The sequence below is a fragment of the Streptomyces bathyalis genome (assembly GCF_015910445.1).
Classification (GTDB): Bacteria; Actinomycetota; Actinomycetes; order Streptomycetales; family Streptomycetaceae; genus Streptomyces; species Streptomyces bathyalis.
Genome location: NZ_CP048882.1, coordinates 2,719,429 through 2,737,404, shown reverse-complemented (window position 1 = coordinate 2,737,404; position 17,976 = coordinate 2,719,429). Strand labels below are relative to the sequence as shown.

The window sequence follows — 17,976 nt, the reverse complement described above, 5'->3', positions numbered from 1 at the left end:
TGAAAGGCGCATTGTGCCCTACGAATCACAGGCCCCTGTCGGCAGGGCGCGCTTCATCACCCGGCTGTGTGAGAGGAGAAGCCGGACGGTGGACACATGATGTCCTCGCCCGGCCCACAAGGCGTAGCCTGTGGATAATTGTCCGAAATTCACGTTCTTACGCAGGAGTTGTCGCCGTTAGCGTGCCCCTCGACTCGTCAACAGGGGGAACACATGACGGCCGACGCCATCGTCGAACTGGCGCGACTCAGCCCGGACTTCAACCGCGACCCTTACCCCGTCTACGCTGCGCTCCGCGCGAAGGCCCCGGTGCACCACGTACGCACCCCGGACGGTGCCGAGTTCTGGCTCGTCGTCGGGCACGAAGCCTCGCGCAGGGCCTTCACCGACCCGCGGCTGAGCCGGGACTGGATCAACCACGGCAGCATCGAGCAGATCCACAACACCGACAGCTCCCAGCCCGCCCTCGCGCACATGCTGATGAAGGACCCGCCCGACCACACACGCCTGCGCAGGCTGGTGGCGGGGGAGTTCACACCGCGCCGCATGGCCCTGCTGGCGCCGCGCATCCAGGAGATCACCGACGAACTGCTCGACGCGATGGTGGCGGGTGAGGAGCGGCGCGCGGATCTGATCGCGTGCCTCGCGTTCCCGCTGCCGATGACCGTCATCTGCGAACTGCTCGGGGTGCCCGAACTCGACCGCGCCGCCTTCCGCGTCTGGTCCAACGAGATGGTCGCGCGCACCAGCAACGAGGCGGAGCGGCGTGCCTACGAGGAGATGCCCCCATATCTGGCGGGGCTGATCGAGGCCAAGCGTGCCGACCCGGGCGACGACGTGCTCAGCAGGATGATCCACGCCGTGGACGACGGCGGTGACCGGCTGTCGTCCGACGAACTCATCGGGATGTCCGTGCTGTTGCTCATCGCCGGCCACGAGACCACGGTCAATCTCATCGGCAACGGCATGCGCGCCCTCTTTGCGCACCCGGACCAACTCGCCGCGCTGCGTGCCGACTTCGGCCTGCTGGACGGCGCCGTCGAGGAGATGCTCCGCTACGACGGCCCGGTGGAGACGTGCACGGAGCGGCTCTCGCTGGAGGACGTGGAGATGGGCGGGGTGACCATTCCCGCAGGCTCGACCGTCCTGATCGCCATGGCCGACGCGGACCGCGACCCGGAACGCTTCAAGGACCCGGACCGCTTCGACATCCGCCGCGACGCCCGCGGCCACATCGCCTTCGGCCACGGCCTGCACTACTGCCTGGGGGCTCCGCTGGCCCGCCTCGAGGGCCGGATCGCCATCCGCTCGCTGCTGGAGCGCTGCCCGGAGATCGCGGCGGACGCGGACGAGTCGACCCTGCCGTGGCTGCCGGGGATGCTGATGAGGGGAGTGCGGCGGCTGCCCGTCCGCTGGTGACGGGTGCGGCGGCGGAGCCCGGCCCGGGGCGCGGGTGTGAGCGGCGCCTCGCTAGGCTCCCAGGCCATGGACGTACTCATACATGTCTTCGTCGGCCTCCACATCATCGGAATCGCGGCCCTGCTGGGCGGCTTCTTCTTCCAGATGAAGGCGATGCGTGCGGACGAGGCCCGCTTCGTGCCCGGCATGCTGCACGGCGCGCTCACCATGCTGGTGACCGGGATGGTCCTCGTGGGCCTCAACCAGGCGGGCGACGACCCCGTGAACAACGTCAAGATCGGCATCAAGCTCGCGCTGCTCGTGGTGATCCTGGGCCTGGTGTATGTGAAGAGGGACGAGGAGAAGGTGCCCTCGTCCCTCTTCGGCACGGTCGGCGCGCTGACTGTGGCGAACATCTTCATCGCCGTCCTGTGGACCTGACGGACGAGACGAAGGCCCTGAAGTCGCCTTCATCGGCGGAGGGTTGAGCCGCCGCACCTCCCCGTGCGCTCCCCGGTGTCCCGAGGGGTGCGCCCGGTCGCGTTGCCGCGGACCGGGCGCACGGACGGGGTGGCCCGCCGTCAGCCGGGGCGTACCGCCGAGTGGAACGGCATGTAGCTGACGTCCTCGTAGGTCACGTCCGCGCCGGGCTTCGGTGCGTGGATCATCTGACCGCCGCCGACGTAGATGCCGACGTGGCTGATGTCGTCGTAGAAGAAGACCAGGTCGCCCGCCTTCATCTCGGACTTGGCGACCTTCGTGCCGACCTTGACCTGGTCCCACGTCGTGCGGGGCAGCGAGATGCCGGCGGCCTTCCACGCTCCCTGTGTGAGACCGGAGCAGTCGAAGGAGGCGGGGCCCGTCGCGCCCCACACGTACGGCTTGCCCAGCTGCGCCTTGGCGTAGGCGAGGACCTTCTCGGTCTGCGACGACTGCGAGCCGCCGCCGCTTCCCGCATCCTGGCGCGCCTCCTCGGCGCGCTCCGCCGCCTTGCGGGCCGCTTCCTGCTTCTTCTTCTCGATCGCGGCCAGGCGTGCCTTCTCCTCGGCCGTCAGTTTCGACAGCAGCTTCCGTGCCTCGGAGAGCTTGTCCTGCACTTCCTGCTTGTTCTCCTTGAGCGCCTTCTGAGAAGCGTTGAGGGCGGCAAGTTCCTCGGTGGCGTGCTCCCGCTTGCTCTGCGCCGCCTTCTGCTGCTTCTCGAAGTCGGCGACGGCTTCCTTCTGACGGCCGCTCATCCGGTCCAGCACGTGCGTCTGCTGGAAGAACTGCTGCGGGTCCTCGGTGAGCAGGAGGGTCGCGGTCTGGGACATGCCGCCGGAACGGTACTGCGCCGTCGCGTAGTTGCCGAGGGTGCGGCGCGCGTCGTTGAGCTTCGCGGTGCGCTCGGCCGCCTCGTCGAGGGATCTGTCGGCCTTCTTGCGCTGGGCGTCCGTCTTCTCCTTGGCCTCGTTGTACTTCTGCGTCGAGGTCTCGGCCTGCTGGTAGAGCTTGTCGACCTTCTTCTTGACCTCGGAGATCGACGGCTTGCCGTCGTCCGGTGCGGCCTGCGCGCTCTGGGAGAGCAGGGAGACGGAGGCGAGTGCCGCCGTGGTGATGCCGAGGACTCCGCGCTTCGTCGAGGCGGTCTTCAGTATTCGGGTGCGCGGCTTGCGATGTGACGCCAAGACCGGCAGCTCCTTCCGTGAACCGCCTACCGGGTTAGCTGACGGGTTCGGGCTTTCGGAAGGCTGCCCTACGGGTCGTGCGCGGTGCTTCCGCGGTGCGCGCTTCCCGATTCACCCCGGGTGCGTACGCCGGACTGCGCGTACGCGGTGGGTCCCCGGCTCCGTGGGCATTGCTCGTCGGTTGCCCTTCGGATGACCGTCGGATTCGGCGGAGGCGGCCCGTGCCGACGCTTTCGCCGGCGATTGGTGCGGACCGCCTGGCACGGCACGGTAGCGAGATGTGGGGCGTCTGTGAAGGCCGTTAGGTGATACGTCCGATATCTGTTCGTTATCCCGTGAGGGGAGTGGCGGTGCGGTGTCGGCGCGGCAATCTAGACTTCTACGACGATGAGCAGCCTCTTCGACGACAGCTTTCTGGCGGACCTCGCACCCGTGCGCGCGCAGGACAGTGCCTCTCCCGGGCAGGACGGCCCGAGCAGTTCCGACGGGCCTTCGGGCGGCCCCGGAAACGGCTCCGGCGAAGGGCCCGGCGGCCGTTACGGAGGCGGCACGGGAGGCTCGTCCTCGTACCACAGGGGCGGCTCACCCCGTACGGTCGTCGACCCGGAAGCGCTGCTGGCGGAGCTGAACGAGTCGCAGCGCGCGGCCGTCGTGCACTCCGGTACGCCGCTGCTGATCGTCGCGGGCGCCGGCTCCGGCAAGACCCGTGTGCTCACGCACCGCATCGCGCACCTCCTCTCGGCACGCCATGTCCATCCCGGGCAGATTCTCGCCATCACCTTCACCAACAAGGCGGCAGGCGAGATGAAGGAGCGCGTCGAGGAACTCATCGGCCCCCGCGCCCAGTCGATGTGGGTGTCCACCTTCCACAGCGCGTGCGTACGCATCCTGCGCCGTGAGAGCAAGAAGCTCGGCTTCACCTCGTCCTTCTCGATCTACGACGCGGCCGACTCCAAGCGGCTGATGGCGCTGGTGTGCCGGGACCTCGACCTGGACCCGAAGCGGTATCCGCCGAAGGCGTTCAGCGCGAAGATCTCCAACCTCAAGAACGAGCTGATCGACGACGAGGAGTTCTCCGGGCAGGCGTCCGACAACTATGAGAAAACTCTCGCCGAGGCGTACACGATGTACCAGGCGCGGCTGCGCGAGGCCAACGCGCTGGACTTCGACGACATCATCATGACGACCGTCCATCTGCTCCAGGCGTTCCCGGACGTCGCCGAGCACTACCGGCGCCGCTTCCGCCACGTCCTCGTCGACGAGTACCAGGACACCAACCACGCCCAGTACATGCTGGTGCGCGAGCTCGTCGGCACCGGCGAACCGGCCGAACAGCAGCCCCGCGCCGGGGACGAGGAAGGCGGCGAGGAGCAGGAGGAGCGGCCGGCGCCTCCGATGGCCGAGCTGTGCGTGGTCGGCGACGCCGACCAGTCCATCTACGCCTTCCGCGGTGCCACGATCCGCAACATCCTCCAATTCGAGGAGGACTATCCGGACGCCACGACGATCCTCCTCGAGCAGAACTACCGCTCCACGCAGACGATCCTCAGCGCCGCAAACGCCGTGATCGAGCGGAACGAGAACCGCCGCCCCAAGAACCTGTGGACGGAGTCCGGCGCGGGTGCCCGCATCACCGGCTACGTGTCGGACACGGAGCACGACGAGGCGCAGTTCGTCGCCGACGAGATCGACAGGCTCACCGACGCGGGCGAGGCCAGGGCCGGCGACGTGGCGGTCTTCTACCGCACGAACGCACAGTCGCGTGTCTTCGAAGAGGTCTTCATCCGCGTCGGGCTGCCGTACAAGGTCGTCGGCGGTGTCCGCTTCTACGAGCGCCGTGAGGTCCGGGACGTGCTGGCCTATCTGCGGGTGCTGGCCAACCCGGAGGACACGGTGCCGCTGCGCCGCATCCTGAACGTGCCCAAGCGCGGCATCGGCGACCGCGCCGAGGCAATGATCGAAGCGCTCGCGCTCCGCGAGAAGATCACCTTCCCGCAGGCGCTCGCCCGCGTCGACGAGGCCTACGGGATGGCCGCCCGTTCGGCCAACGCCGTGCGCCGCTTCAACGTACTGATGGAGGAGCTGCGCACGGTCGTCGAGTCCGGAGCGGGGCCCGCCACCGTGCTCGAGGCGGTTCTGGAGCAGACCGGCTATCTCGCCGAGTTGCAGTCCTCCACCGATCCGCAGGACGAGACGCGCATCGAGAACCTCCAGGAACTGGCCGCCGTGGCCCTGGAATTCGAGCAGGAGCGGGGCGAGGACGAGCCGGGCACGCTCGCCGACTTCCTGGAACAGGTGGCCCTCGTCGCGGACTCCGACCAGATCCCGGACGAGGAGGCAGGGGAGGAGAGCGGCGTCATCACCCTCATGACGCTGCACACGGCCAAGGGGCTGGAGTTCCCCGTGGTCTTCCTCACGGGCATGGAGGACGGCGTCTTCCCGCACATGCGGGCCCTGGGGCAGACGAAGGAACTGGAGGAGGAGCGGCGGCTGGCGTACGTGGGCATCACGCGTGCGCGCAAGCGGCTCTATCTGACGCGGTCGGTGCTGCGGAGCGTGTGGGGGCAGCCCTCGTACAACCCGCCGTCGCGCTTCCTGGAGGAGATCCCGGACCACTACGTGGACTGGAAGCGCACGGGAGCCGCGGCCGGAGGCGGCGCGAGCGGTGGCGGCGGCATCGGCTCGGGGCTGGGCGCCGGGGCGTCCCTGGCCGCCCGCGCGGGCGCCTTGGGTGGCGGGGAGCGGCGTGGCGGGCCCAGCGGCTTCGCGACGCGGCGCACGTCGGACCGTCCCGTCGTCTCGCTGGCGGTCGGCGACAGGGTCACGCACGACACCTTCGGGCTCGGCAGGGTCGTCGCGGTGAAGGGCAGCGGCGACAACGCGGAAGCGACGATCGACTTCGGCGGCGAGAAGCCCAAGCGGCTGCTGCTGCGTTACGCGCCGGTGCAGAAGCTGTAGGGGGCGCGGGCGCTCACGACGAGTGCCGGCGCGCACGAGAACCGCAGCCGTCACGAGGAGCGCGGGTTCGCACGGGGACGACGGTACTCACGGACGGGCCGGTGCGCACACAGCGCCCGCACCGGGAGCCTGCTCGGCGGCCGCGCGGGACCGGCTCACGGCTCAGAGGCCGGAAGGATCGCGTCAGGCTTGCCCAGGGCCCCTACTGGGGGTCCAGGCCCTTGCCGCGCAGCCACGGGAGCGGGTCTATGGCGTCGCCGCCGCCGGGGTGGACCTCGAAGTGCAGGTGCGGTCCGGTGGAGTTGCCCGAGGTGCCCGAGTAGCCGATGGTGTCGCCGGCCTTGACCTGACCGCCACGGATCTTGGTGCTGCTGAGGTGGCAGTACCAGGTCTCGGTGCCGTCGGGCGCCGTCACGACGGCCATGTTGCCGAAGGACACGTCGTACTTGGTGGTGACGGTGCCGTCGGTCGCCGCCATGACCGGGGTGCCCTCGCTGACAGGGAAGTCGATTCCCGAGTGCACGGACATCCAGTTGAGACCGGCCTGCCCGTAAGTGGCGCTCAGGCCGTGCTCCTTGACGGGAAGCGCGAACTTGGGACGCAGCGCCTCCTTGCGGGCGGCCTCCCTGGCCTTGCGCTTGCGCTCCGCCTCCTGGCGGGCCTGGAGGTCCAGACGCTCCTGCGTGCGGCTGGCCCGGTCCGCGAAGTCGTCGGCGTCGGCAGAGAGTCCGGCGAGCTGGGTGTCGAGCTTCTTGTTGACCGGCTGGACGGGGGCGGATGCCTGCGTCGTCGTGTCGTCCTGCGGGGCGTTGCCCGCGACGGACGCCGCCGCGGCAGCGGCCACGCCCATCACAGCGACGGACGGGACGGCGACAGTGAGGAGTGCGGAGCGCCTGGGCCTGGGAGAGCGGCGCCTGCCAGGCAGGTTCGCGACCCTCAAGTCCCGCTCAGGGCGGACGTCGGGAGTCCCGAGGTCTCCGTGACCCTCCGATGCGTGGCCGTGTACGTCGTCGTGCTGCCCGCCGGACTCAGCGAACTGCGCCGGGGAGTCCGTGCCGTAGGCGTCGTAGCCGTCGTAGTTCTCGTAGCCGCCGTCGAAGGCGGGGAAGGCGGTGGTGGCGTCGGGTTCCCCGTCATGGGCGAACGCCGCGTCGTCGTACGACGGTTGCTGCTGCTCCTGGACGGCGTAGCTCTCGGCCGCTCCGGGCTCGTACGCGTCGTAGGACTCGTAGGCGTCGAAGGAGTCGTACGCCTCGAAGGCCTCTCCCGTCGCGCCCTCGGGGCTCTGGGCGGCCGTCTGGTCGTAAGCGTGGGCGTCCCAGCCGCCGTTGGCGTCGGCGGAACCCCACTCGCTGCCCGTCTCCCACTGGCCGTTCCACTGCGAGGCGTCCCACTGGCCGCCGCTCCAGCCGGAGTCGAAGTCCATCTGGCCCGGGCCGGGTTGGACGGGGACGTCGGCGGTGTGCGGGAATCCGGCGTCCGCCCAGGCCCCGTTGGCGTCGTACGTGCCGGTGTCGTAGCTCCCGGCGTCGTACATGCCGTGGCCCGGATAGGCGTCGTGGCCCGAGTAGGCGTCGTAGGTGCCCGACATCCATGCGCCGCCGTCGTTGCCCGTGCCGGAGCCGGACATCGAACCGTAGAGCGGATCCTCGTCGTAGAAGGCGCCGTGGTTGTCGAAACCGCCCGAAGGGTAGGCATCGTACGAAGCCGGCTGGCCGTGGCCCTGCTGTGCGTAGGTGCCGAAGGCCGCCTGCTCGTACTGGCCTGTGCCGGAGGCCGCGTACGAGAAGCCGTGAGAGGTATCGGCCGGGAATGAGCTTCCCGACGGGTGACTGTCGTTCACCACCAACTTCTCTTTCGCCTCGACAGCAGGGGCGGAGCAGTGCGGTGACTGTACCCGGCGGTACGTGAGGACGACAATCTTCAACAGGTTTTAGAGCCCGGAGAAACGGGCATTCGGTGGCCTTTCGGCGCTCTACGCACGGGTATTTGGCGTTGCGTTCGATGAATGTTCGACGAAATGGCCCGGCTGCCGGGGGCCGGGAGATCGCCTGGACGGGGGCCCGAGGGCGAGCTGAAGCCTCTCAACTCCGGTGTGATGCAAGCAGATACGCCGAGACCTCGCCACGGACGGACATGGTGGGGCGCAACGGGCCCACGCGCGGGTGGTGTTGGAGCGCCGGGCTTCCCGTGCGCCCCGCTGCCGGGAGTTCGGGCTCTTCCCGCGCGCCATCGCGAACATGGTGAACAGCCGGGCGCGGCTGGCCAGTTCGGCCCGTTCCGCTTCGGTCGGCTTCCTGCGAGCGGGAGTACGTCCGGAGCGCGTGGAGGGGAGCGGGTGAGCCCGCCGCCGGGGGGCGGCCCGGCGGCCGGTGCGGGTCGCCGGGGACGGTTGCCGGATGGGTGGGGAGAAATCGTGGAGAAGTGCCCGGGAGAACGTGATGAAGGGGCAAACCGGGGCAGGTGTACTCCCTCCGCCGGTGTGCCGCTCGTGACCGCGCGCGTCCGTCGCGGGTGTGCGGACGCGCGGAGCGGACGTCCGTCCTGGGAGCCGCCGTCGTGTGATTTCCCCCTCGCTTGCCGACCGGAAGCGCCAGGGTGCGGGATGCTGGGGATAACGTTCGTTCACTCGGGCAGTCGCGAACGGCCTCCGCGGTCCGCCGCGGACGGATGACGAAGCGCCGTCGTGGAACCAACCCCCGGGTCGTAGAACCAACCCCCGGAGAGCCGTCGAGATGGAGGCAGTGATGAGTGTGTCGGGTCCGATCCGCGTGGTGGTCGCCAAGCCAGGGCTCGACGGTCATGACCGCGGGGCGAAGGTCATCGCACGCGCGCTGCGTGACGCGGGCATGGAGGTCATCTACACCGGGCTGCACCAGACGCCGGAGCAGATCGTGGACACCGCGATCCAGGAGGACGCCGAGGCGATCGGGATGTCCATCCTCTCCGGCGCCCACAACACGCTCTTCGCGAAGGTGCTGGAGCTGCTGCGAGAGCGGGACGCGGAGGACATCAAGGTCTTCGGCGGCGGCATCATCCCCGAGGACGACATCGCCCCGCTGAAGGAGAGCGGTGTCGCGGAGATCTTCACTCCGGGCGCGACGACCAATGAGGTCGTCGAGTGGATCCGCGCCAACGTCGGGCGGCTCGCTGCCTGACCGCTGACCGCTGACCGCTCACGCTCCGGTCACCGCTGCCCGCCGGTTTCCACGCCGCTCCGCTGCCCGAGCTCGCCTTCGCCTCGCCCCTCTTCGCCGTGTTCCCCGCGTCCGCCCTGCCCTTCCGCTGCCCCTCGCAGCTCGGCGTGCATCGCCGCGCGCAGATGAAGCGTGGCCACGAGCCGCTGGAAGGCCTCCGCCCAGTAGGCGCCCGCTCCCGGTGAACCGCCCTCCGGCTCGTCCGGCACCGCGGCCAGCGGTTCCAGCCTTCTCGCGTCCGCCGGCGAGAGGCAGCGTTCGGCCAGCCCCAGCACGCCGCTGAAGCTCCAGGGATAGCTGCCCGCGTCCCGTGCGATCTCCAGGGCGTCCACCACGGCCCGCCCCAGCGGCTCCGCCCACGGCACCGCACACACGCCGAGCATGCGGAACGCCTCCGACAGTCCGTGCGACTCGATGAATCCCGCCGCCCACACGGCGCGCTCCGTCTCGGGAAGCACCGCAAGGAGTTTCGCCGCGTCGCCCGGGCCCTCGGCCGGCGGTGCTGTCGGCGACCCGATCAGTGCCCGTGACCACTCGACGTCGCGCTGCCGCGCAGCGGCACGGCACCAGGCCGCGTGCAGATCCTGCTTCCACTCGTCCGCCACCGGCAGGTCCACGATCTCCCGCGCGCCGCGCCCGCCGAACTGCTCGCTCCACGCCGAAAGCGGCGCCGCCTCCACCAACTGACCGAGCCACCAGGCACGTTCACCGCGGCCCGAGGGGGGCTTGGGCGCCACGCCGTCGCGCTGCATGTCCGCGTCGCACTCGTGCGGAGCCTCGACCGCTATCTGCGGTTCCGTCGCGAGAGGGTCCTGCGTGACGTACGCGCGGGCCCGTACCGCCATGCGGGCGGCGAGCGCGGAACCTGGCAGCGTGCTGAGAAGTTCGGCCGCGGTGGCTCGCACCGTACGGGAACGGTCGCTGAGCGCCTGCTCGAGAAAGGACTCGTCGGAGGGGCCGAGACCCTCGCGGAGCGAGTCGAGGAACATCAGCCGGTCCTCGGCTCGCTCCGTTGCCCAGGTACCGGCGAGCAGGGCGAGCCCCGCTGCCGGATCGCTGCGGCGAAGCGAGTCCAGCAGGGCGACGCGCTCCGCGAACAGCCCCTCGTCCCACAGCTGTCGGGCCGCTTCGGTGTCCGGCCGGCTCCGCGCCGACGCGGCCTGGGCCGTCGCGCCGGGGGAGGCCCGGTGCTGCGGCACGCTGTTGCGCAGCGCGAACTTCCAGTCCGGATTGAGGCGCGCCAGCCACAACGCGCGCGGACCCGCGAACGCCAGCGTCTCCGCGCGGAGATCGGTACGGGCGCGGGCCGTGTCCAGCAAGGCGGGCAGCTGAGCGTCCGGCGCGCGGTACCCGTGCTCGTTGGCTGCCGACAACCACTGCGGAAGCAGCTCAGTCAGGTCGGGGGACGCGCCCCGCCGTCCGCCTCCGGGGCCGCTCGCCCCCGGACGTCCGGCGAGCAGCATCGTCAGCCGGTCGGCGGCCGGGGCCGGCAGTGCGGGCCGCCGGTCCTCGGGCGCCGGTTCGGGCCGGGCACGCGCGGGCGCGGGAAGCAGCCCCGCACGGTGCCGGACGGTCGCCACCGCGGCCGCGTCGAGCAGAGCCGCCGGGCTGCCGCCCGGTGGTGTGCGCCGCTCGCTGCCGAGCAGCGCAGCCGTGACGAGCTCGCCCCACGCCTCGTCCGGAGTGCCCCGGGCGCCGTCCGTGGTGTCCGGGCCGTCCTTGGTCAGCGGTACCGCGTTCATCGCGCTCCCCTCCACCGGGCCGTGGGCGGCTCGCCACGGCGACGCGCCCGCCGGGCAGCGCCCGTCGCTCCGTTCACAGCGGCACCGCCTTTCCCTCGCTCCAGGCCGTGTACGGGGCGAAGCCCTTGTGGCCGCATTCGCCGAAGACGGTGACGGGGCGGCCGCCCGATACAGCCATGAGCCTCCACAGGGCCGCGGGCGAAGTGCCTGGGGCTATCGGGAGCGCGAACTGGCCGTCCGCGTCCGCGAGTTGCCGAACACCGCCGCCGCTGCGGCCGTCGCCTCCGCCGACGGGTGTCCCGTCCCCGCCGCGGTCGTCGAGCGTCGGGACGACGCTGCCCAGCACCGCCGGCCAGGCCTCCAGCCAGGGGTCGTCGCACAGGGCCCGCCCGTACGAGGCCAGCGCATCGGTCACCGTGCCCCCTTCCGGAACGGGGCCGGACTCCGGAGCCGCGTATCTCTCGCCCAGTGCTGCGCGCAGCGGGCGGGCCCCCGGGTAGTAGGCCAGCTCCGCGTCGATCACCGAGCCGACGCGCAGGGTCTGTTCGGGCGCGCGGTCACCCGCCGAGTACGAGAGCAGCAGCGCGGGACGCCCCGACTCCCGGCCGTGGAGCCATATGCGCCTCGCCGTCAGCCGTCCCTCCTCCGTGTCCCGCTGAGCGAGCACCAGCCACCGGTCGCGGACCTTGCGGCCGGAGCCGTCCCGACCGGGGTCGCCGCCGGTCTCGCCCGCCAGCACGTCCGCGGAGTCGACGGTGAGCCCGACCCTGGTGCGCACCGTCGCGGCGAGGGGCTCCGGGAGATCGTCAAGAGACAGGACGGCCCGGTTCAGCAGATGGAGAAGAGCACACTCCGACAGCAGCCGCGCCGGCCAGCTCCCGTGGGCACCCTCGGCCTCCGACGACGTGCGGCCGGATACGGGGATGGCGCTCAACTCCCGTATGCGTGCGGCCAGTCCGGGAGCCTGGGCGTCGACCATGCGGGAAGCCGTCTCCTCCCACTGGGTGTAGCCGCCCTGTTCCGCACCTGCCAGACCGCCGTGCAGCATGTCGGCGAGGCGTTCCTCGAGCTCCGTGGCGCCCGCGGTGATGCGCCGCAACCGTCGCTCGGCGCGGCGCCGGGCGGCCTCCGGGTCGGACTGGCGTCCGGCGCCGCTGCCCGCGCCACCGGTGGCACCCCCGGAGTTCGCCCGCCCCGCTTCCCCTCCCGCGGCCTTGCGGGCAGCCCGTTCGCGGCGGCCGCTGAGCCACTCGCCCGCCCACTCCGGAGGTTCCTCCTGAGCCTGTGCCTGGTCACCGGCCCAGAGCAGCAGCAGCCCGAGCGCGTGCTTGCAGGGGAACTTCCGGCTGGGACAACTGCAGCTGTATCCCGGCCCGTTCAGCGCGCTCCCGCCCGCGCTGCCCCTTTCGGTCGCCCCGTCCGAACCGCCGTCGCCCCCGTACCCGCCGAGATCGACCACCGTCCTGTACGGCTTGCTGCCGCTCCCCTTGCACAGGCCCCATACGGCACCGGCGCCCGACGCCGCTTCCGACCACGGGCCCGGCGAGGAGAGCTTGCTCCCTGCCCTGCGTGACGCGTCGTCAGGAGCGAGCGCCAGCACCTCTTCCGCGCTCCAGCGGACCCCCTGTCCAGTCATGGTCCCGACCGTACGGCGGGCCACTGACAATCCGTCGCCGCCGAGGCCCCGGCAGGACGTCGTCGCAGCTCAGGGGCGGTGCAAGGGGTGACTGTCAGTGGTGGGGTGCACGCTGAAGGCACATCGACCGCCATGTGTGGAGGGGGACTCGTGACCGATTCCAGTGCCGTGGACGCCGCGAAGCAGCCCGCGCTGCGGCCGCACGCCGAGGACGCCTTCGCCGGCGAGCTGAAGGCGCTCGCCGCGGCGGACGACAGGCCGCGTCCGGAGCGCTGGCGCCTCTCGCCGTGGGCGGTCTCCACGTATCTGCTCGGCGGCGTGCTGCCTGGGGGCACCTCCCGGACGAAGTCTGGGGGAGGAACGGTGATCACGCCGAAGTACGTGGGCCCGCGCCGGCTCGTCGAGGTGGCCGTCAGCACGCTGGCGACGGACCGTGCGCTGCTGCTCCTCGGTGTTCCCGGCACCGCCAAGACCTGGGTGTCGGAACATCTCGCGGCCGCCGTCAGCGGTGATTCGACCCTGCTGGTGCAGGGCACCGCGGGCACCGCCGAGGAGGCCGTCCGGTACGGGTGGAACTACGCCCAGCTGCTCGCCCACGGCCCGAGCCGCGACGCCCTGGTGCCCAGCCCCGTGATGCGTGCGATGGCGGAGGGCATGACGGCGCGCGTCGAGGAGCTGACGCGCATTCCGGCCGACGTGCAGGACAGCCTGATCACCGTGCTGTCCGAGAAGACCCTGCCGATACCGGAACTGGGCGGGGAGGTGCAGGCCGTGCGCGGCTTCAACCTCATCGCGACGGCGAACGACCGCGACCGCGGGGTGAACGAGCTGTCCAGCGCTCTGCGCCGCCGGTTCAACACGGTGGTCCTTCCACTGCCCGAGACGGCGGAGGCCGAGGTCGACATCGTCGCCCGCCGCGTCGACCAGCTCGGCCGCTCCCTCGACCTGCCGGCAGCTGCCGACGGCACGGCGGAGATACGGCGCGTGGTCACGGTCTTCCGGGAGCTGCGCGAGGGCGTGACGGCCGACGGGCGCACGAAGATCAAGTCCCCGTCCGGGACGCTCTCCACGGCGGAGGCGATCTCCGTCGTCACCGGCGGGATGGCGCTGGCGGCCCACTTCGGCGACGGCGTGCTCAGGGCGGGCGACGTGGCCGCCGGTGTGCTCGGCGCCGTGGTGCGTGACCCGTCCTCCGACCGCGTCGTGTGGCAGGAGTACCTGGAGGCGGTCGTACGGGAACGTGACGGCTGGAAGGACTTCTACCGCGCCTGCCGAGAGGTCTCCCCGTGACCGTTGCGGACGTCCTCACCGGCGGGCCCGCGGGCGAACGGGGCGACGTGCCACTGCTGTTGGGCATACGGCACCACGGGCCCGGCTCGGCACGCGCCGTGCGGGCCGCCCTGGAGGCACGGCAGCCGCGAGCGCTTCTCGTCGAGGGACCGCCGGAGGCGGACGGCATCGTCGCGCTGGCGGGGGACGAGGCCATGCGTCCGCCCGTGGCGCTCCTCGCCCACGCCCTGGACGAGCCGGGGAGGGCGGCCTTCTGGCCGCTCGCCGCGTTCTCCCCGGAGTGGGTCGCGATCAGATGGGCGCTGGCCTACGGGGTCCCGGTCCGCTTCATCGACCTTCCCGCTGCGCACGCGCTCGCGCTCGCCGGCGAAGGGGGCGACGCGAGGACAAGCGAGGACGACGGGAAGCCCGGCCGGGAGGATCCGGAGGACGGGGCGGCGCAGGGCGACGGCGAAGCGCTGCGCGTCGATCCGCTCGCCGCTCTGGCCGAGGCCGCGGGCTACGACGACGCCGAGCGGTGGTGGGAGGACGTGATCGAACACCGGGAGGCGCGGGCCGGTTCCGACCCGTACGCCCCCTTCGCGGTGCTCGGTGAGGCCATGGCTGCGCTCCGCGAGAAGCACGGCAGCGAAGGGATCCAGCCGGCCGACGAGGCCGGCGGCGGCCACCGCCGCGACCGCGACCAGGTGCGCGAGGCTCACATGCGGCTGCGTCTGCGCGACGCCGTCCGGGAGTTCGGGCCGGGTGACGTCGCCGTCGTGTGCGGAGCGTGGCATGTGCCGGCGCTGGCGGCGAAGGCCAAGGTCGCCGACGACAGGCAGTCCCTCAGGGGCCTGCCGAAGGTGAAGGCGGAGATCACCTGGGTGCCGTGGACGCACCGGCGGCTCGCACGCCGCAGCGGCTACGGCGCGGGCATCACCTCTCCCGGCTGGTACGAGCACCTCTTCGCCTCGCCCGACCGGGTCGTCGAGCGGTGGATGACGAAGGTGGCCAGGCTGCTGCGCGCCGAGGACTACGGAATCTCCTCGGCCCACGTCATCGAGGCGGTCCGGCTGGCCGATTCGCTCGCCGCCATGCGCGGCAGACCCCTGGCGGGCCTGACCGAAACGGTCGACGCCACGCGGGCCGTGATGTGCGAGGGCTCCGACGTGCCGCTCGCTCTCGTGCGGGACAAACTCGTCGTCGGAGAGGTGCTGGGGGAGGTGCCGGAGGGAGCGCCCGCCGTGCCGCTCCAGCGGGACCTGGCCAGGCAGCAGCGCACGCTGCGGCTCAAACCGGAGGCCTCCGAGCGGGAGTTGGAGCTCGACCTGCGCAAGGAGACGGACTCGGCGCGCAGCAGGCTCCTGCACCGGCTGCGCCTGCTGGACATCGACTGGGCGGTGCCCGCGCGGGCCCGTACCGGCAGCACCGGCACGTTCCGCGAGAGCTGGCGGCTGTGCTGGGAACCGGAGTTGTCGGTGCGTACGGCGGAAGCGGGCGTGTGGGGCACGACGGTGGAGGGCGCGGCGACGGCCAAGGCGGTGTCCCGAGCCACCGAGGCCACCGTCCTGGCGGAAGTCACGGCCCTGGCCGAGAGCTGCCTGCTGGCGGAGCTGCCCGATGCGCTGAGGGTCGTCATGAGGGCGCTCGCCGACCGTGCCGCGCTGGACGCCGATGTCGGCAGGCTCGCCGAGGCGCTGCCCGCGCTGGTGCGTTCGCTGAGGTACGGCAACGTGCGCGGCACCGACTCGGCGGCCCTCACGGAGGTCGCCCTCGGGCTGGCGGAACGCGTGTGCGTGGGGCTGCCGCCCGCGTGTTCGGGACTGGACGCGGACGGTGCGGCCCGGATGCGTGACCGCATCGACGCCGTCCATCAGTCCATGGCGCTCCTGGCGCAGGCGTGCGCCGAACCCTCCGGCGTCCCGGCCGGGACGTCCACGGTGCCGGGCCGGCGGGCTGCCGGGGATGCGGCGGGCGGAGTGCAGTCGCGCTGGCGTGGAGTCCTGCGCAAGCTCGCCTCGCGCGACCGGATACCGGGCCTGGTCCGCGGCCGGTGTGTGCGCCTGCTGCTGGACGATGCCCAGTTGGCGCAGGCGGAAGCCGGCCGGCTGATGGGTCTCGCCCTCTCGCCGGGCACGTCACCGCCCGAGGCCGCGGCTTGGATCGAGGGCTTCCTGGCCGGAGGCGGGATGCTGCTCGTGCACGACGAACGGCTGCTCGCCCTCGTCGACGGCTGGCTGTCGTCCGTGCCCGGTGAGGCCTTCACCGACGTGCTGCCCCTGCTGCGCAGGACGTTCGCCGGATTCGACTCCGGCGTACGGCGCACCGTCGGCGAACTCGTGCGGCGTGGCGGCCTCTCGACGGCGGCGGACGCCGGCGGAGCACACAACGGCCCCGGAGGCGCGGGCAGTTCGCTGCCACCGCTCCGCCCGGTCCGGCCCGGCTTCGGGTACGGGCTGGACGAGGCGCGCGCGGACGCGGTTCTGCCGACTCTCCGCCTGCTGCTCGGACAGGCCGTGCGAGCCGACCACACGACGGAGCAGGAGGAGGCGCCCCTATGACCGGCAGCCCCGGCACAGACAGCATGCCCGGCAACCCCGGCCCCGGGACGCCCCGCCCCGGGACGCCCGGCAACCCCGGCCCGTACGGCAACGTCCCCGCGACACCGGCGCCGTACGGCACACACGGCGGCGACGGCCACGGCTCACCCACCGACACCGGCGGACTCACGCCCGCGGACGAACGGCTGCGCCGCTGGCGGCTGGTGCTCGGCGGCTCCGGTGGTTCGGACGGCACCGGCCGCGAGTTGAGCGGCGCCGACGCGGCGATGGACCGCACGCTCCAGGCGCTCTACGGCAGCGGACCGGCGGGCGGTCCCGGTGCCGGCTCCGGGCAGGGGCGGCGCGGCGAGCGCACCGGTGGCCTCGGCGGATCGGCGCCCCAAGTGGCGCGCTGGCTCGGTGACATCAGGACGTACTTCCCCAGTTCCGTCGTGCAGGTGATGCAGCGCGACGCCATCGAGCGGCTCAATCTGTCCGCGCTGATGCTGGAGCCGGAGATGCTGGAGGCGGTGGAGCCGGATGTGCACCTCGTCGGCACGCTCCTGTCGCTGAAGGCGGCCATGCCGGAGACCAGCAAGGAGACGGCACGCGCGGTGGTGCGCAAGGTCGTCGCCGAACTGGAGAAGAAGCTCGCCGCACGCACACGCTCCACCCTCACCGGCGCGCTCGACCGCTCCGCCAAGGTGCACCGCCCACGTCACCGGGACATCGACTGGGACCGCACCATCCGCGCCAACCTCAAGAACTATCTGCCCGAGCACCGCACCATCGTCCCGGAACGGCTCATCGGTCACGGGCGGGCGTCGCGGGGGGTCAAGAAGGACGTCGTCCTCTGCATCGACCAGTCGGGGTCCATGGCGGCGTCGGTCGTCCATGCGTCCGTCTTCGGCGCGGTGCTCGCCTCGATGCGCTCCCTGAACACGCGGCTCGTCGCCTTCGACACCAGCGTCGTCGACCTCACGGAGGAGCTGGACGATCCGGTGGACGTGCTCTTCGGCACACAACTCGGCGGCGGCACGGACATCAACAGGGCGCTGGCGTACTGCCAGTCGCAGATCACCCGCCCCGCCGAGACCGTCGTGGTCCTCATCAGCGACCTCTACGAGGGCGGCATACGTGACGAGATGCTCAAGCGGGTGACGCAGATGAAGGCGGCCGGTGTGCAGTTCGTCGCCCTTCTCGCCCTGTCTGACGAGGGCGCACCGGCGTACGACCGCTCCCACGCGAGTGCCCTCGCCGCACTTGGAGCTCCCGCGTTCGCCTGCACGCCCGACCACTTCCCGGAGGTGATGGCGGCGGCCATCGAGAAGCGGCCCCTCCCCGTCCCGGATGAATGACCCGAGAGCCGGGGGGGGCGAAACGGCGGTGCGGGAGGCGTCATGGCCGGGCCCTGCGGAGCGCTGTGGCCAGGACGTGAACAAGTTGTGATGGCAGTTGCGTTGGGGACCGGCATCCGTGCAAGGATCTCCGTTGTCCGGAACGCAGGGTTCCCGGCGGGCAGTTGTGCCCCCTGAGCAGCCTGCGGCCGCATTCCCTCCGCCTGGAAGGCCC

At 71.6% G+C, this 17,976-nt stretch carries 11 protein-coding genes and 1 riboswitch; of the genes, 7 read left to right on the top strand and 4 right to left on the bottom strand.

Features of this window, described 5'->3' with window-relative positions:
- Positions 1-213 precede the first annotated feature (213 nt).
- Positions 214-1,419, top strand: coding sequence for a cytochrome P450 family protein (locus G4Z16_RS11715; RefSeq protein WP_197350756.1), 1,206 nt, complete (start codon positions 214-216; stop codon positions 1,417-1,419).
- A 66-nt stretch (positions 1,420-1,485) separates the two neighbouring features.
- Entirely contained in the window at positions 1,486-1,839 is a 354-nt protein-coding gene (locus G4Z16_RS11710; protein WP_197350755.1) for a hypothetical protein, read from the top strand.
- Positions 1,840-1,979: 140 nt separating this feature from the next.
- On the opposite strand, the gene G4Z16_RS11705 is transcribed toward G4Z16_RS11710, so the two are convergent.
- Positions 1,980-3,062, bottom strand: coding sequence for a C40 family peptidase (locus tag G4Z16_RS11705; RefSeq protein WP_197350754.1), 1,083 nt, complete (start codon positions 3,060-3,062; stop codon positions 1,980-1,982).
- A gap of 7 nt (positions 3,063-3,069) precedes the next feature.
- Positions 3,070-3,242, bottom strand: a riboswitch (cyclic di-AMP (ydaO/yuaA leader).
- A 207-nt stretch (positions 3,243-3,449) separates the two neighbouring features.
- Between G4Z16_RS11705 and pcrA the strand changes: the two genes are divergently transcribed.
- Positions 3,450-6,020, top strand: coding sequence for a DNA helicase PcrA (gene pcrA / locus G4Z16_RS11700; RefSeq protein ID WP_197350753.1), 2,571 nt, complete (start codon positions 3,450-3,452; stop codon positions 6,018-6,020).
- A gap of 202 nt (positions 6,021-6,222) precedes the next feature.
- On the opposite strand, the gene G4Z16_RS11695 is transcribed toward pcrA, so the two are convergent.
- Complete coding sequence (locus tag G4Z16_RS11695) at positions 6,223-7,863, bottom strand: M23 family metallopeptidase (protein WP_425508157.1); 1,641 nt, start codon at positions 7,861-7,863, stop codon at positions 6,223-6,225.
- A 904-nt stretch (positions 7,864-8,767) separates the two neighbouring features.
- Here G4Z16_RS11695 and icmB point away from each other — a divergent pair.
- On the top strand, positions 8,768-9,178 hold the full coding sequence (gene icmB, locus G4Z16_RS11690) for a coenzyme B12-dependent isobutyryl CoA mutase small subunit (RefSeq protein WP_028433932.1): 411 nt from the start codon (positions 8,768-8,770) through the stop codon (positions 9,176-9,178).
- A 29-nt stretch (positions 9,179-9,207) separates the two neighbouring features.
- Here the strand turns inward: icmB and G4Z16_RS11685 are convergent, their stop codons facing one another.
- Both G4Z16_RS11685 and G4Z16_RS11680 read right to left on the bottom strand, forming a co-directional pair.
- On the bottom strand, positions 9,208-10,959 hold the full coding sequence (locus G4Z16_RS11685) for a DUF5691 domain-containing protein (protein WP_246530806.1): 1,752 nt from the start codon (positions 10,957-10,959) through the stop codon (positions 9,208-9,210).
- Positions 10,960-11,032: 73 nt separating this feature from the next.
- Positions 11,033-12,595, bottom strand: a complete 1,563-nt coding sequence (locus tag G4Z16_RS11680) for an SWIM zinc finger family protein (RefSeq protein ID WP_197350751.1) — start codon at positions 12,593-12,595, stop codon at positions 11,033-11,035.
- A gap of 132 nt (positions 12,596-12,727) precedes the next feature.
- On the opposite strand from G4Z16_RS11680, the gene G4Z16_RS11675 reads away from it, so the two are divergent.
- The 3 genes from G4Z16_RS11675 to G4Z16_RS11665 are packed head-to-tail and all read left to right on the top strand — an operon-like array spanning position 12,728 to position 17,762.
- A complete protein-coding gene (locus G4Z16_RS11675) occupies positions 12,728-13,885 on the top strand; it encodes an ATP-binding protein (RefSeq protein WP_197350750.1) in 1,158 nt (385 codons plus the stop codon).
- On the top strand, positions 13,882-16,425 hold the full coding sequence (locus tag G4Z16_RS11670) for a DUF5682 family protein (RefSeq protein ID WP_246530805.1): 2,544 nt from the start codon (positions 13,882-13,884) through the stop codon (positions 16,423-16,425). The genes G4Z16_RS11675 and G4Z16_RS11670 overlap by 4 nt, the downstream gene beginning before the upstream one ends.
- Positions 16,422-17,762, top strand: a complete 1,341-nt coding sequence (locus tag G4Z16_RS11665; protein WP_246530804.1) for a vWA domain-containing protein — start codon at positions 16,422-16,424, stop codon at positions 17,760-17,762. Before G4Z16_RS11670 ends, G4Z16_RS11665 begins: the two co-directional genes overlap by 4 nt.
- Positions 17,763-17,976 lie beyond the last annotated feature (214 nt).